The sequence below is a fragment of the Thermosulfurimonas sp. genome (genome assembly GCF_015491435.1).
Taxonomy (GTDB): domain Bacteria; phylum Desulfobacterota; class Thermodesulfobacteria; order Thermodesulfobacteriales; family Thermodesulfobacteriaceae; genus Thermosulfurimonas_A.
Window position 1 is genome coordinate 1 of record NZ_WFVX01000034.1, and the last position, 14490, is coordinate 14490.

At 58.2% G+C, this 14490-nt stretch carries 16 protein-coding genes and 1 tRNA gene; 12 read left to right on the plus strand and 5 right to left on the minus strand.

Translation table 11 applies throughout. The annotated features are described in order from the left end of the window. Positions 1-1899 (minus strand): DISARM system SNF2-like helicase DrmD (gene drmD / locus F8J34_RS01310; protein WP_297055671.1); only part of this gene is annotated, 1899 nt, incomplete at its 3' end. A 123-nt stretch (positions 1900-2022) separates the two neighbouring features. Continuing rightward, positions 2023-2099: transfer RNA gene (locus F8J34_RS01315), tRNA-His, on the minus strand. A gap of 124 nt (positions 2100-2223) precedes the next feature. Between F8J34_RS01315 and purB the strand changes: the two genes are divergently transcribed. From purB to F8J34_RS01370, 11 genes are all read left to right on the plus strand, one after another. Then, positions 2224-3552, plus strand: coding sequence for an adenylosuccinate lyase (gene purB / locus F8J34_RS01320; RefSeq protein ID WP_297055673.1), 1329 nt, complete (start codon positions 2224-2226; stop codon positions 3550-3552). Next, entirely contained in the window at positions 3545-3955 is a 411-nt protein-coding gene (locus F8J34_RS01325; RefSeq protein WP_297055676.1) for a (deoxy)nucleoside triphosphate pyrophosphohydrolase, read from the plus strand. The genes purB and F8J34_RS01325 overlap by 8 nt, the downstream gene beginning before the upstream one ends. 103 nt (positions 3956-4058) lie before the next feature. Further along, the gene (locus F8J34_RS01330; RefSeq protein WP_297055678.1) at positions 4059-5168 is read left to right on the plus strand and encodes an inositol-3-phosphate synthase; all 1110 of its coding nucleotides are present in this window, start codon (positions 4059-4061) and stop codon (positions 5166-5168) included. After that, a complete protein-coding gene (locus F8J34_RS01335) occupies positions 5158-5418 on the plus strand; it encodes a hypothetical protein (RefSeq protein ID WP_297055681.1) in 261 nt (86 codons plus the stop codon). Before F8J34_RS01330 ends, F8J34_RS01335 begins: the two co-directional genes overlap by 11 nt. Further along, positions 5381-5686, plus strand: a complete 306-nt coding sequence (locus tag F8J34_RS01340) for a hypothetical protein (protein WP_297055683.1) — start codon at positions 5381-5383, stop codon at positions 5684-5686. Before F8J34_RS01335 ends, F8J34_RS01340 begins: the two co-directional genes overlap by 38 nt. A 26-nt stretch (positions 5687-5712) precedes the next feature. Continuing rightward, complete coding sequence (locus F8J34_RS01345; RefSeq protein WP_297055685.1) at positions 5713-6876, plus strand: LL-diaminopimelate aminotransferase; 1164 nt, start codon at positions 5713-5715, stop codon at positions 6874-6876. 11 nt (positions 6877-6887) lie between these two features. Further along, complete coding sequence (gene folK, locus F8J34_RS01350; protein ID WP_297055709.1) at positions 6888-7385, plus strand: 2-amino-4-hydroxy-6-hydroxymethyldihydropteridine diphosphokinase; 498 nt, start codon at positions 6888-6890, stop codon at positions 7383-7385. Between the two features lie 18 nt (positions 7386-7403). Beyond that, positions 7404-7661, plus strand: coding sequence for a YHS domain-containing protein (locus tag F8J34_RS01355; protein ID WP_297055687.1), 258 nt, complete (start codon positions 7404-7406; stop codon positions 7659-7661). Further along, complete coding sequence (locus tag F8J34_RS01360) at positions 7631-8191, plus strand: lytic transglycosylase domain-containing protein (RefSeq protein WP_297055690.1); 561 nt, start codon at positions 7631-7633, stop codon at positions 8189-8191. Before F8J34_RS01355 ends, F8J34_RS01360 begins: the two co-directional genes overlap by 31 nt. A gap of 74 nt (positions 8192-8265) precedes the next feature. After that, entirely contained in the window at positions 8266-10104 is a 1839-nt protein-coding gene (locus F8J34_RS01365; RefSeq protein ID WP_297055693.1) for a histone-lysine N-methyltransferase, read from the plus strand. Next, a complete protein-coding gene (locus F8J34_RS01370; RefSeq protein ID WP_297055696.1) occupies positions 10094-11023 on the plus strand; it encodes an MBL fold metallo-hydrolase in 930 nt (309 codons plus the stop codon). Before F8J34_RS01365 ends, F8J34_RS01370 begins: the two co-directional genes overlap by 11 nt. Here the strand turns inward: F8J34_RS01370 and F8J34_RS01375 are convergent. The 3 genes from F8J34_RS01375 to F8J34_RS01385 are packed head-to-tail and all read right to left on the minus strand — an operon-like array spanning position 11020 to position 14241. Then, complete coding sequence (locus F8J34_RS01375; RefSeq protein WP_297055698.1) at positions 11020-12495, minus strand: Rne/Rng family ribonuclease; 1476 nt, start codon at positions 12493-12495, stop codon at positions 11020-11022. The two genes, F8J34_RS01370 and F8J34_RS01375, sit on opposite strands and share 4 nt — an antisense overlap. A gap of 28 nt (positions 12496-12523) precedes the next feature. Next, complete coding sequence (locus F8J34_RS01380) at positions 12524-13345, minus strand: purine-nucleoside phosphorylase (RefSeq protein WP_297055701.1); 822 nt, start codon at positions 13343-13345, stop codon at positions 12524-12526. Next, positions 13342-14241 carry a mechanosensitive ion channel domain-containing protein gene (locus F8J34_RS01385; RefSeq protein ID WP_297055704.1) on the minus strand — a complete coding sequence of 300 codons (900 nt, stop codon included), beginning with the start codon at positions 14239-14241 and terminating at the stop codon, positions 13342-13344. Before F8J34_RS01385 ends, F8J34_RS01380 begins: the two co-directional genes overlap by 4 nt. 50 nt (positions 14242-14291) lie before the next feature. Here F8J34_RS01385 and F8J34_RS01390 point away from each other — a divergent pair. Next, the coding region (locus tag F8J34_RS01390; protein WP_297055707.1) for an Rv2993c-like domain-containing protein at positions 14292-14490 on the plus strand (199 nt) is incomplete at its 3' end.

The following is a 14490-nucleotide window of genomic DNA, read 5'->3' on the forward strand; positions in this document are numbered from 1 at the left end:
ACCCAGATCCTCCCGCATCTTTTCCACTTTGTGCACGATGGTGTCCAGAAATTCTGAATCCTGATGATCCTGATAGACGAAGTGAAAAATCTTTACTTCCTCGGCTTTCTGGCCGTGACGGTCAATACGGCCGTTTCGTTGCTCAAGACGGTTGGGGTTCCAGGGGATTTCATAGTGCAGGAGATGGTGACAATAGTTCTGAAGGTTTATGCCCTCGGCGGCGGCATCGGTGGCCACCAGGATACGCACCGGATGTTCGGAAGGCGGAGCCTGAAAGGCCTCTTTGATCTTTTCGCGCTCGGAAAGATTCATCCCTCCGTAAAGCGCAAGCACTTTCTCTTCTCCATAGCGGGCGGAAAGCTTTTCATAAAGGTAATCCAGAGTGTCCTTGTACTCGGTGAAGATGATAAGTCGTTTTTGGGCGATCAGATCATCGGCCAGAGAAAATAGAGTTTTCAATTTGGTGTCGGGAAGTTCGGGGGAAGACACCAAATCCCACATGCGGCCAAGAAGATCAGCCTCCTCGGAGGAAATTTCTCCAAGAAGAAGGCTCCCTTCCTTTAAGGCCTCGAGTTCCAGGGCCTGTTTCTCCAGGTCATCGGCCGTGTCTTCGGCAAGCCTTTCGGCAAGCCGTTCAAAAACCACGGTCCTGGAAGAAGTTTCTTCGGTCATTGAGATTGTAGGCCTGGTTACATGTTCCAGATGAACTTCAAGGGAATTGCGAAAGGCCGCATAACTTGAGAGCAGGCGCTTTTTGAGAATGGTCAGGGCAAAACGCAGGGCGTTTCGTTGAACTTTATCTTTAAAGGGTCTCGCAAGTCTCTTCTTAATATAAGCTTCAAGGCCGTCAAAAAGTTCTCTTTCCTCAGGAGAAAGGGCCACTTCCAGGGCCTTGATGGTCCTCTTCGGGAAGGTTCGGTTGGAAACCTCTGGAGTAAGCTCTCTTTTAAGGCGCCGCACCATTACGAGTTTCGCCTGGCGAGGGTCCACTCTGGGGCCGCGGGTGAAACGCAGGGGATCAAGCAACTCCAGAAGGGCCGTGAAGGACTCGGTATAGCCGTTGTGAGGAGTGGCGGTGAGGAAAAGGCGGTGTTCAAAATGAGGGGTTATCTGGCGGAGGAGCTTCGTACGATCGGAATCCCGAACATAGTCCTTGCGACCCGAAGGGGCACAATTGTGGGCCTCGTCCACGATGAGAAGATCCCAGGAGGTGGTGCTCAGGAACTGCTGGAGATAAGGCTCTCGTTTTAAAAAGTCCATGGAGGTGATAAGCCGCGGGAAGGACTCCCAGGGGTTCACATGAAGTCCGTATTCCCTCTGGAGCCTTAAAATTTCGTCCCGGTCTATGATCTTGAAGACCAAATTGAATTTGGTAAGCATTTCGTCCTGCCACTGCCTCTGAAGCGAGGCCGGGCAAAGGATCAGGATCCTGCGCACACGGCCGCGAGCCAGAAGTTCCTGGAGGATAAGGCCGGCCTCTACCGTTTTCCCGAGCCCCACATCATCGGCCAGAAGGAGAGAGACCCGGGGCATGGCCAGCGCCCTTGCCACCGGCTCAAGCTGATAGGGTTCGATCTCTATGGCCCCACGGAAGGGCGCGGTAAACGAGTCCCTGGCGAAAACCGAGGCCTCGGTCCACTGGAGAGAAAGAAGAAGCGAGGCCAATCTTTCCGGAGGATCCCAGGCCGAAAGGTCGGGAAAACTTAGCACCTCTTCGACCCGTGGAGAGACTTCAAGCTCCCAGATAACCTCAAGGGAGGTGCCTAACCGGTGGTCTTCCAGGGATTCAAGGGTAACTTTGTGAAAGGCGGCCTCAGGGGTTGAGTAGGGGTAAATATCCTGAACCAAAAAGGTCTGGTTCCTTACCCTTACTATCTGGCCGGGTTCCGGGATGGTCATTCGCCCTGGACGGTCTTAGCCCCCTGAGTTTTTTCAATTATAGCAAAAAAGAGATTTTCTAAAAAGGAGAGGCTTCTATACGAGGTCAGGAAGGAGATTTTGAGAAAGGAAATCGTCAATTTTTGGGGTGACCGGTGGGACTCGAACCCACGATCTCCGGGGCCACAGCCCGGCGCTCTGACCACCTGAGCTACGGTCACCACCGAAGACATTCTTAAAATAACCCTAAATACCGGAGTTGCAACCTCAAAAACCGGGGCTGGTCCGGGCGCGGGTTTTCGTTTATCCTTCCCCCGAAGAACGAAAAGGGAAAAGGAGGCCGCGATGATACCCCGTTATACCCGCCCGGAGATGGCGAGACTCTGGAGCCCGGAGGAAAAGCTTCGGGCCTGGCTTCTGGTGGAGGTCCTGGCCTGCGAGGGGTGGGCCCGGCTGGGAAGGGTGCCTGAGGAGGCCCTGCGCGTAATCCGGGAGAAGACCCGCAAGTACCTTGAAGAGGGTTTTTCTCCTGAGGACGTGGCCCGGGTAGAAGAGATTGAGAAAGAGACCCGGCATGATGTCATCGCCTTCCTCACTTACATGGAAAGGATCATCGGCCCGGAGGGCCGTTATCTTCACCTGGGTATGACCTCCTCGGACATGCTGGATACCGCCATGGCCTGGCTCATGAAACGGGCCCTGGAGATCATCATCGAGGATGTGAAGTCCGTAATGGAGGTCCTAAAGGCCCGGGCCTTCGAACACAAGGACACGGTAATGATCGGCCGCACCCACGGCATTCACGCTGAACCCATTACCTTCGGCCTCAAACTGGCCCTCTGGTATGAAGAAATGCGGCGGAACCTCCGGCGGCTTTCCGCGGCCTTGGAGGCCATCTCCTACGGTAAGATCTCCGGGGCGGTGGGGACCTTCGCTCATGTGGAACCCGAAGTGGAGGCCTACGTGTGCGAGAAAATGGGACTTAAACCCGCTCCGGTCTCAAACCAGATCATCCAGCGGGACCGCTACGCCGAATACATGGCCGCGCTGGCCATTCTAGCGGGCACGGTGGAGAAGATCGCCACCGAGATCCGGCACCTTCAGCGCACCGAAGTGCTGGAGGCCGAGGAATACTTCGCCAGGGGTCAGAAGGGCTCCTCGGCCATGCCGCACAAGCGCAATCCCATCCTCTCGGAAAACCTCTGCGGGCTGGCTCGCCTGGTAAGGGGCTACCTTACCCCGGCGCTTGAGAACATGGCCCTCTGGCATGAGCGGGACATCAGCCACTCCTCGGTGGAGCGGGTCATCGTGCCCGACGCCACCACCGCCGCGGATTTCATGCTTAAACGCCTGGAGGGCCTCCTGCGCAACCTGGTGGTCTATCCGGAGCGCATGCGCCGGAACCTCGAACTCCTCCGGGGGCTCATCTACTCCCAGCCCCTGCTTCTGGCCCTTACGGAAAAGGGGCTCCCGAGGCAGGAAGCCTATCGGCTGGTGCAGAGAAACGCCATGGCCGTCTGGCAGGACCCGGAAAAGGACTTTAAGAATCAGGTGCTCTCGGATGCCGAGATCACCCGCTATCTTTCCCCGGAGGAGATAGAGGATCTTTTCGATCTCCGGCGCTACCTGCGCCATGTGGACACCATCTTTCGGCGGGTCTTCGGGGATGTCTGAGAAACCCGTCCTGGTGGTGGCCGGTCTCTTAAGGGATTCCTCCGGGCGGATACTGCTTTCCCGCAGACCCGCGGGCAAGGCCCGGGCCGGGCTCTGGGAGTTTCCCGGGGGCAAGGTCCATCCCGGAGAGAGGCCGGAGGAGGCCCTGCGGCGCGAGCTTCGGGAGGAGCTGGGGATCGAGGTGGAAGTGGAGGAAGAACTCGGGCGGGTGATATATGCCTATCCTGAAATAACCGTGGAACTGATTCTTTTTGAGGTGAAGGGAGAGGGAGTGCCCCGGCCCCTTGAGGGGCAGGAAATGGCCTGGTTTTCCCAGGAGGAGATAGAAGATCTCCCGCTCTGTCCGGCGGATCAGAATTTGTGGCGTCATTTAAAACCCGACCCCTTGTCAGCGAAAAGCTAAAATTTTATAGTTGAAGTGGCCCGATCTTGCTTTAGGGAAGGGGTCTCTGAAGCAGGTAGAGGTCTGTTTGGTTCTGGCAAAATCTTGAAGAAGGAGGGGAGACATGGCGGAGAAAAAGGTAAGGCTGGCTATTGTGGGCGTCGGAAACTGTGCCAGTTCTCTGATTCAGGGGATCTATTACTACAAGGAAAAGGGTCTGGAAGCTATAAAGGGGGTGATGTTTCCGGAAATCGGGGGATACTATCCCTGGGATGTGGAAGTGGTGGCTGCCTGGGACATAGACGCCCGCAAGGTAGGAAAGGATGTAGCCGAAGCCATTTTCTCTCCTCCTAACTGCACCACGGTCTTCTACCGGGACGTGCCGGCCATAGGGGTGCGCGTCAGGCGGGGAAAGACCCTGGACGGCTGTGCCTCGCACATGAACAACTATCCCGAAGCGCAGACCTTTGTGCTTTCCGAGGAAAAAGAGGACGAACTTGAAGACGTGGTGGCGGTGCTCAAGGATACCGGTGCCGAAGTGCTCATCAATTACGTCCCCGTGGGTTCGGAGGAGGCGGCCCGTTTTTATGCCGAGGCCTGCCTCCGGGCCGGGGTGGCCTTTGTGAACGCCATGCCCACCTTTATCGTTTCGGACAAGGAATGGGGAGAGCGTTTCACCAAAGAAGGAATTCCTGCGGTGGGAGACGATATCAAGAGCCAGGTGGGAGCCACCATCGTACATCGTACCCTGGCCCAGCTTATGATCGATCGGGGAGTGCCCATCAAGCGTACCTATCAGCTCAATTTCGGCGGGAATACCGATTTTCTGAATATGCTGGCCCGGGAGCGTCTCAAGACCAAAAAGATCTCCAAGACCGAGGCCGTTTCCAGCCTCCTGCCCTACGATATCGGGGCGGACAACATCCATATCGGCCCCTCGGATTATGTCCCCTGGCTCAAGGACAACAAGATCGCCTATATCCGACTGGAGGGAGAGCTTTTCGGTGGGGTGCCCATGTACATCGAACTCAAGCTCAGTGTGGAGGATTCGCCCAATTCCGCGGGTTCAGCCATGGATGCCATCCGTTGTGCCAAGCTGGCCAAAGATCGAGGGATCGGAGGGCCTCTGATTTCCATCTCCGCCTATACCATGAAACATCCGCCGGAGCAGTACCCCGACTGGAAGGCCCGTCAGATGACCCTGGAGTTTATCGAAGGCAAGCGTGAACGGTAGGGCAGAGATACGCAGCTTCAGCGATCTTTTACGGGTGCTCCGGAGTCATCCGGAGTGGTTAGAGGAATTGCGGGCCGTGGTGCTTAGTGCGGACCTCCTGGAGCTTCCCAGGAAATTCGAGGAATTTATAAGGTATCGTTACCCCGAATTCGAAAGGAGGGCAGGAGCCCAGGAGGTCCGACTTTCCCGCATAGAAAAAGAGTGTGATTTCCATGGAGGATCTTGCGAATCTTGTGGATCAAGCCTTTGAGAAAGGGCGTCTCACGGAAGAGGAGCGTTTGGAGGCCTTAAGGCTTGATGGGCTTGTTAGGGGAAAACTCAAGGAGTCGAGGGAGGAGGTTTTTCTGGCCGCGGAGGTTTCGCTCACGGTGGATATAGAAGATGTGGAGCGGGCTCAAAGAAGGGCACGGATCCTTCAGCGCCTGATGGATGGCCGGGTCCTTCCGGTGGGGATCGGGGAGATGGTTACCGAAAGGGCCCGGAGGAAGGCCGAGGAATTAGGGGTGATTGTGGCCTGAGAGATCAGGGAAGGAGGGAGGGAGTGATGTTTTCGTTTTCCGAGCGGTTGCGCAGGCTTCCGCCCTACCTTTTCGTGGAGCTGGATCGTCTTAAGGCCGAGGCCCTCGATCGGGGCATGGATGTGATCGATCTCGGGGTGGGAGACCCGGATCTTCCCACCCCACCGCATATCGTAGAGGCCGGTCAGAAGGCCCTGGAGCGGCCGGAAAACCACCATTACCCTTCCAGTGTGGGGATGCCGGCCTTCCGGGAGGCGGCGGCGGAATGGTTCGAGAAACGATTCGGGGTGAAGGTGGATCCGGCCTCGGAGGTGGTGACCCTTATCGGTTCCAAGGAGGGGATTGCCCATTTCCCTCTGGCCTTCGTCAATCCCGGAGAGGTGGTGCTGGTGCCCACCCCGGCCTATCCGGTTTACCATATAGGCACCCTCTTTGCCGGGGGGGAGACCTATTATCTTCCGCTTAGGCCGGAAAACGATTTCCGTCCGGATCTGGCGGCCATTCCGGAGGAGGTCCTTTCCCGGGCCCGGATCCTCTGGATCAATTATCCCAACAATCCCACCACCGCGGTGGTGACCCGGGAGTGGTTTTCCCAGGTGGTGGCCTTTGCCCGGGAACACGGTCTTATTGTGGCTCATGACGCCGCTTATACCGAGCTTTACTTCGAGGGGTATCGTCCTCCCAGTATCCTTGAGGTCCCCGAGGCCCGGGAGGTGGCCATAGAATTCCACAGTCTCTCCAAGACTTACTGTATGACCGGCTGGAGGATAGGTTTTGCCGTGGGATGCGCCGAACTGGTGAAGGGGCTTACCACGGTCAAGAACAACGTGGATTCGGGTTGTTTTCAGGCCGTGCAGGAGGCCGGGATTGCGGCCCTTACCGGGCCGCAGGATTGTGTGGAGGAACATCGGCGCATCTTTGATGAGCGCCGGCGGACTATGCTGGAGGGTTTACAAAAACTGGGCTTTGAGGTCTATCCCCCTCGGGCCACCTTCTATCTCTGGGTAAAGGTGCCGCCGGGTTACACTTCCGCGGATTTCTGTGCTCGGCTTATCCGGGAGGCCGGAATCGTGGTCACTCCCGGTAACGGCTTCGGGGACCCGGGGGAGGGGTATTTTCGCATCGCCCTCACCGTAGGAAAAGAACGTCTGGAGGAGGCCCTCTCACGTCTGGCCTCCCTAAATCTCTGATCAGTGTCGGTCTGGGGCTCGGGTCCAACCTGGGAGACCGGGCCGCGAATCTAGGTCAGGCCCTCAGGGCCCTGTGGGCCACTCCGGGCATCTTCCCCGGACCGGTCTCCTCAGTCTATCTCACCGAGCCGGTGGGATTTTCCTCCCCCCACTGGTTTTATAATCTGGTGGCCATAGTGAGAACCTCCCTTTCGCCCTGGGAACTGGTCCTCCGGACCCTGGAGATCGAAAGGCAGCTGGGCCGGGTGAGGAAAGACGGTCTTAAGGATCGGGTGGTGGATATAGATATCCTCTTTTACGGGGAAGAGGTAATCCGGGGCTCCTGGCTTGAGATCCCCCATCCCCGTTTGCACCAGCGGGCCTTTGTCCTGGTCCCCCTCTGTGAACTGGTCCCGGAATGGAGGCATCCGCTGCTGGGACATACGGTGCAGGAGCTGCTGGAGGGGCTGCCGGAGAATTCCCGGGTTTATCGGCTGGGGCCGCTTGTCGCCGAAGTTCCGGGGAGGTAGAATGCAGAGGGGAGCCGGATGATGCGTCTGCTTTTCCTTCTTTTTCTGGTCTTTCTGGTGCTCTGGGCGGCTAAGGGCTTGGTGCGCGATCTCAAGGGCCTGGTGCGGGAAAATCCCGAAAAGAAGAGGCCCACTCCTCTTTCCGACGAACTGGTGCGGGATCCGGTATGCGGGGTCTATTGTCCCAAGAGCACGGCCTATCGGGTCACCCGCGACGGGGAGACCCACTATTTTTGTAGCGAGAAATGCCGCGAGGCCTTTTTGCGTTCCTCCTAGGATTTCTGTTCTGGGTCCCGGGCCTGCGGGCCGATATTTATCGGTACGTGGCCCCGGACGGCCGGATCTATTTTACCAATGTTCCCATGGGTCCGGGGTGGAAGCTTTATCTGCGCACTCCCAGGAAAAGGACCGCGGTGGACCTGGATTATCTTTTTGAGGAGGCGGCCCGGGAGGTGGGGCTGGATCCCGCCCTTCTTAAGGCCGTGGCCCGGGTGGAGTCCGGGTTCAATCCCCGGGCCGTATCCTTTCGGGGAGCGCTGGGGATCATGCAGCTTCTTCCCGAGACCGCCCGCCTGACCGGGGTGCGGGATCCCTTTAATCCCCGGCAGAACATCTTCGGGGCGGCCCGGTTCCTGAAACAGCTCCTGGACCGGTTCGGAGATCTGCGCCTGGCCCTGGCCGCCTATCACGCCGGCCCCGAAAGGGTGGAACGCTACCACGGTATCCCGCCCTTTCCCGAAACCCGACGCTATATTCGGATGGTGCTTCGTTACTACCGATATTACCGCCTTAATTTCCGTCCCTGACCCTCGGTGTCGCCGGGCCGGATCTTCTATGTTATGTTAGGCTGGAACTATTCCAGACGGGAAGGAGGTTTCCCATGCCCAGGTGGAATCCGGACAAAAAGCTCCTGGAGCATGTACATACCCGGTTCTGGCAGCCGGAACTGAAGGACGTTCCCGAGCCCAACCTCATGAAAGAGATCTTTCCTTACACCGATGTGCCCTACGTGGAGTTTGATCACAAGTATATTCCTCCCAGTCCGGCCCGGGAGATCTGGATCACCGACACCACTTTCCGGGACGGTCAGCAGGCCCGCCCCCCCTATACCGTGGAACAGATCGTGGATCTCTACAAGCTTATGCATCGGCTGGGAGGACCCAACGGGGTTATCCGGCAGAGCGAGTTCTTCCTCTATACCCAGAAGGACCGGGAGGCGGTGGAAAAGTGTCTGGCCCTGGGATACCGCTATCCGGAGGTGACCGGCTGGATCCGGGCCCGGGTGGAGGATCTCCAACTGGTAAAGGAAATGGGCCTCAAGGAAACCGGCATTCTTACCTCCTGTTCCGATTATCATATCTTCCTCAAACTCAAAAAGACCCGGCGCGAGGCCCTGGAGGATTATCTCAGGATTGTGAAGGAAGCCCTTTCCCTGGGCATTGTGCCCCGCTGCCATTTCGAGGATATCACCCGGGCGGACATCTTCGGTTTTGTGGTGCCCTTTGCCATCGAGCTGATGAAACTGCGGGAGGAGTCGGGGATCGACGTGAAGATCCGCCTTTGCGATACGCTGGGGCTGGGGGTGCCCTTTCCGGAGGCGGCCCTGCCCCGGAGTGTGCCCAAGCTGGTGCGGGTCCTGATCGAGGAAGCCGGGGTCCCGGGGGAACTTCTGGAGTGGCACGGACACAACGATTTCTATAAGGTGGTCATCAATGCCACCACCGCCTGGCTCTACGGTTGTGCGGCGGTCAACTGCGCCCTGCTCGGTTTCGGAGAACGTACCGGGAATACCCCGCTTGAGGCCATGATCTTTGAATACATTTCCCTGCGCGGGACCCACAACGGAGTGGATACCACGGTGATCACCGATATCGCCGATTACTACCGGGAGGTTCTGGGGGAGAAGATCCCTCCGAGCCAGCCCTTCGTGGGCTCCGAGTTCAACGCCACCCGGGCCGGTATCCATATCGACGGGTTGCTCAAGAACGAGGAGATCTACAACCCCTTCGATACCAAGAAACTTCTCAAACGGCCCATCGGTATCATCATTACCGACAAGAGCGGCACCGCCGGAATCGCCTACTGGATCAATACCCACTTTCACCTTAAAGGCGACCGACGCATCGACAAACGCCATCCTGGTGTGGCCAAGATTTACAAATACATTATCAAACAGTACGAGGCCGGACGGATAACCTCCATCTCCAACGAAGAGATGATGCAGCTGGTGCGCAAGTACATTCCGGAGCTCTTCGTTTCCGACCTCGATCGCATGAAGGCCCGGGCGGAAAAGCTCCTTACCCGTCTGGCGGAGGAGCTGGCCGAACATCCCGAAATCCGTTCCATGGACTCCGAGCGCATTGTTCCGGTGTTGCGCAATTTCCTGGAGGATCATCCCTACATTCAGTTTATTTACGTGGTCAACAGCGAGGGACGTCGGATCACCCCCCTCATTACGCATGTGGAGGATCGGGGACGTTACGAACACCTGCTTCGGGATGAAGACTACTCCGATCGTCCCTGGTTTGTGGAACCCTTTAAGACCGGCCGGGTATATGTGTCCGATTTTTACACCTCCAAGGTTACCGGGGCCCTCTGTCTGACTGTGTCCGCGCCCATTCGGAACAAGTACGAAGAGATCGTGGGCATCCTGGGGATGGATATCCGCTTCAAGGAATTGCTCAAGATGGAGGACGAACAGGAGGGAAATGGTTCTTGATCTGGTCCTCCAGGGCCGGCACCGGCTTCCGGAGGGGCGCTTTACCAATCCCTGGCTCCGGGAGGAACGGCCGGCTCTGCTTCGCCTGTTGCGCTGGAAGGTCTCGCGTTTTCTGGAAAATCGGGTGCCGGATTCCTTTTCCGTTCCGGTAAAGAATCCGGAACCGGAGAGGCTTCTGGATGGAGACCGGGTTTTCTTTCTGGGGCACAATACGGTCTGGGTGCACCTTTCCGGGAGGAGTCTCCTTTTTGATCCCATCTTCGGGCCCATCGGTGGGGTGGTGCGTCGCAAGACTCCGGTCCCCCTTCCTCCGGCTAAGGTTCCGCGCCCGGATCTGATTCTCATCTCCCATGCCCATCTGGATCACCTGGATCGTTCGGCCTTAAGGCATCTGGCTGCGGATTCCCGGGTGGTGGCCGGCATCGGAACCGGAAAGTATCTTTCCGGATACCGGTTGGTGGAGCTGGACTGGCTGGAAGAGGTCCGGATAGGGGGAATCCTGATCCGGGCTCTTCCGGTACAACACTGGTCCCAGAGGGGGCTTCTGGATCATAATCGCAGTCTCTGGGTGGCCTACCTGGTGGAGATAGACGGCCTGCGGCTCTTTTTCGGGGGAGATACCGGTTACTTTCCGGGGTTTCGCGAGATCGGAGCGGAGTTCGGCCCTTTTGACCTGGCCTTTCTGCCCTGCGGGGCCTATGAACCCCGGGACCTCATGGCCCCCTTTCACCTGAATCCCGAGGAGGCCGTACAGGCGGCCCTGGACCTAAGGGCCCGGGAGGCCGTTCCCATCCACTGGGGAGCCTATTCCCTGGGGGATGAAGCCCCGGAGGACCCTCCCCTGCGCTTCGCCCGGGAGGCCCGGAAACGGGGCCTTAAGGCCAGGGTCCTCTATCCGGGAGAAGGGTTCAGACTCTAGGAGTGATTGCGGATGAAGAATTTGTATTCCCAGAGGGCCAGATCGTTATTCGGGGAAGCCACCAGCTGAAACCCGTAAGCGGCCTCGATTTCCCCCAGAAAATCCATTTCTTCGGCCAGAAATTCGGCTATTTCGGGATGAAGACGTATCTCCACCACCTTGTTGCGGAGATGGGGGCCCATGCGTTCCAGGCGACGAAATATTTCGTAACAGATGGTGCGGCGGCTCTTGAGACGACCCTCCCCTCCGCAACAGGGACAGGTCTCCTGGAAGACCTCGTAGAGCGATTCCCGGCGGCGTTCCCGGGTCATCTCCAGGAGTCCGAAGTCCGAGATGGGTTTCACCGCGGTCTTGGCCCGGTCCCGCCGCAGGGCCTCCTTAAGGGTCTGATAGACCTCCTCACGATGCCCGGGATCTTCCATGTCGATGAAGTCGATAACGATGAGCCCACCGATGTTGCGCAGCCGTAACTGATAGGCGATTTCTCTTGCGGCTTCCAGGTTAGTCCGAAAGACCGTTTCCTCCAGATCGCGTTTGCCCACATAGCGGCCGGTGTTGACATCTATGGCCGTGAAGGCCTCACAGGGTTCGATGACGATGAACCCCCCGGATTTCAGCCATACCCGGGGAGAAAGAAGTCGGCGGGGGTCCACCTCCAGCCCGTAGGTCTCGAAGAGATCCCTGGGACCTTCATGAAGACGTACACAGCCCTTGAGATGCGGTGCGGCCCGGGAGAGAAATTCCAGGATCTTTTCGTATTCCCGGCGATCGTCGATCACCACCGAGGAGACCTCCCGGGTGAGGAGATCCCGCACCGCCCGCAGACTGGCTTCGGGTTCCTCATACACCAGCGCCGGAGCCCGGACCTTTTCCGCCCGAGCGGAAATTTCCTCCCAGAGGGAGAGAAGAAAATCCATTTCCGGTTTGATTTCCTCGGCCCGAGCCCCCTGGGCCGCGGTACGAACGATCCAGCCCGTTCCCGGAGGGCGATTTTCCTCTACGATCTTTTTCAAACGTTCCCGTTCCGTTTCCTCTTTGATCTTCCGGGAGATGCCGATATGGCTCATGTAGGGTAGATAGACCAGATAATGCCCGGGGAGGGTGATGTTGGTGGAAAGCCGGGCTCCCTTGGACCCCACCGGTTCCTTGATCACCTGAACCAGGATCTCCTGCCCTTCGCGCAAGACCTCGCAGAGCGCCCGGGCCGGGGAGAGATCGTTCTCGGAGAAGAGTTCCTCCCCCTCCAGGATGGGCAGAAAGTCGCCCCCGTAGAGGAAGGCCGTTCGGGAAAGCCCCACTTCCACGAAAGCCGCTTTCATCCCCGGAAGCACCCGTACCACCCGCCCCTTGTAGATATTTCCCACCACCCCGCGTTCCTTGGGGCGTTCCACATAGAATTCCACCAGCTGTCCCTCTTCCACCAGGGCCACCCTGGTTTCGTAGGGGGCGTAGTTGATGAGAAGCTCGGCCAAGAATCCTCCCTGCGGAAAATTTTTGCTATTACAGCTTTTCTATAAACCGCTCCATGAGCCGGGTCAAACGGGATTCGGCCTTTTGTGCCTGAGCGATAACTTCCTCCAGAAGGATGGGACGGAAATGATCCGGGTCGTTCACGTTGGCGATGACCGAAACCCCCAGGACCTCCATGCCCGCATGTACCGCCACGATGACCTCCGGCACGGTGGACATGCCCACGGCATCGGCCCCTATGAGACGCAAGAACCGGGTTTCCGCCGGGGTCTCCAGGCTGGGACCGGGCACCGCCACATAGACCCCCTCCCGGATGGTTTCCCCGAGTTCGCGGGCCGTTTCCCGGAAGAGGTGCCGCAGTCTCGCGCTGTAAGCCCGGGAGAGATCCGGAAATCTGGGGCCCCAGTCCTCCCGATTGGGCCCCCGAAGCGGGTTTTCCGGGATCAGATTGATGTGATCCCGGATGAGCATGAGATCCCCGGGACGAAAATCCAGGTTAAGCCCCCCGGCGGCGTTGGAGACCACCAGGATACGGGCTCCCAGGAGACTCATTACCCGCAGGGGGAGGGTGATCTCCCGGGTGGAATATCCCTCGTAGTAGTGAAAACGTCCCCGAAAGGCCGCCACCCGTTTCCCGGAGAGGGTGCCCACCACCAGCTCCCCGGCGTGACTTTCCACCGTGGAGACCGGAAAATGGGGAATCTCCGGATAGGGGATGGTGGTAAGGGCCTGGATCCTGCCCCCTATCCCAGAAAGGCCGGTGCCCAGAACGATGAGGATCTCCGGGGTAAAAGGAAGTCGCCGGGCCAGGTAGGCGCGGGCTTCCTCCACCCGGGTGAAATAATCCTTCATGCCTCACCTCCAGAAAGGGTCCTTAGCGTCCGGGCTGCATCCGGAGAGATACTGCGCAGATGAAGATCGCGCTGGGGAAAGGGAATTTCGATTCCGGCTTCCTGCAGGGCCTGATACAGGGCATAATAATAGTCGCTTTTGATGCCGCTTATGGCCCTCTGAACCTTGGACTGCCGAATCCATACCACCAGGGAGAAGTTGAGACTGCTGTCCCCGAACCCATCGAACCAGACCCGGATGGGATGATCCGGATCCTCCTCGGTGAGGGGAATCCGGCGGGCCACACGGGTGGCTACCTCCTCCACCTTCCGGGGATCGCTTCCGTAAGCCACTCCGAAGGGGATGCGCAGACGGCGCCAGTCGTCCTCATAGGTCCAGGTGGAGATGCGCTTGGCGATGAATTCGGAATTGGGCACGATGAGGTCCTGCCCGTCAAAGGTGCGAATTATGGTGGCCCGCATGGAGATCTTCTTTACCACTCCCATGGTCCCGTCCTCGAATTCCACCAGATCGCCTATTCTCAGGCTCCCCTCGGTAAGGAGGATGATTCCGGCAATGAAATTGCTGGTGATGGACTGAAGTCCGAAACCTATCCCCACTCCCAGGGCTCCCAGGAGGATCCCCACCTGGGTGAGGTTGATACCGGCACTGGAAAGGGCCACCAGGACCAGGATCAGGGCCAGCAGATAATAGGCCAGGGTGGTGAGCGAGGCGGCGAAGTTGGGCTGAAGGTGTATCCTCCGTACCAGAAAACCCTCCATCCTTCGGCGCAGGAAGCGCAACCCCATCAGCCCCAGAACCAGGACCAGCAGAAACTTAAGGATCCCGAGCAGGGAAAGGGATACCGACCCTATGCGCCAGAAAGGATAGGTGAGGATCCTTTGCAAGAGTTCCATTTCGTCCTAATCTTAGCAAAAGCGATTTTCCGGGGAAAGGAGTACCAGGAATGAAGATAGTGCGCTATCGCTGGCAAGAGCAGGAGGGTTGGGGACGCCTGGGGGGAGACCGCATTTTCTCTCTTCCCGGGGTACCGGGCACAAGCAACCTTCCCCGAGAGGGTCTGCCTCTCACCGAGGTGGTTCTTCTCCCTCCCACCACCCCTACCAAGATCGTGGCCGTGGGGCTTAATTATCGGGATCACGCCG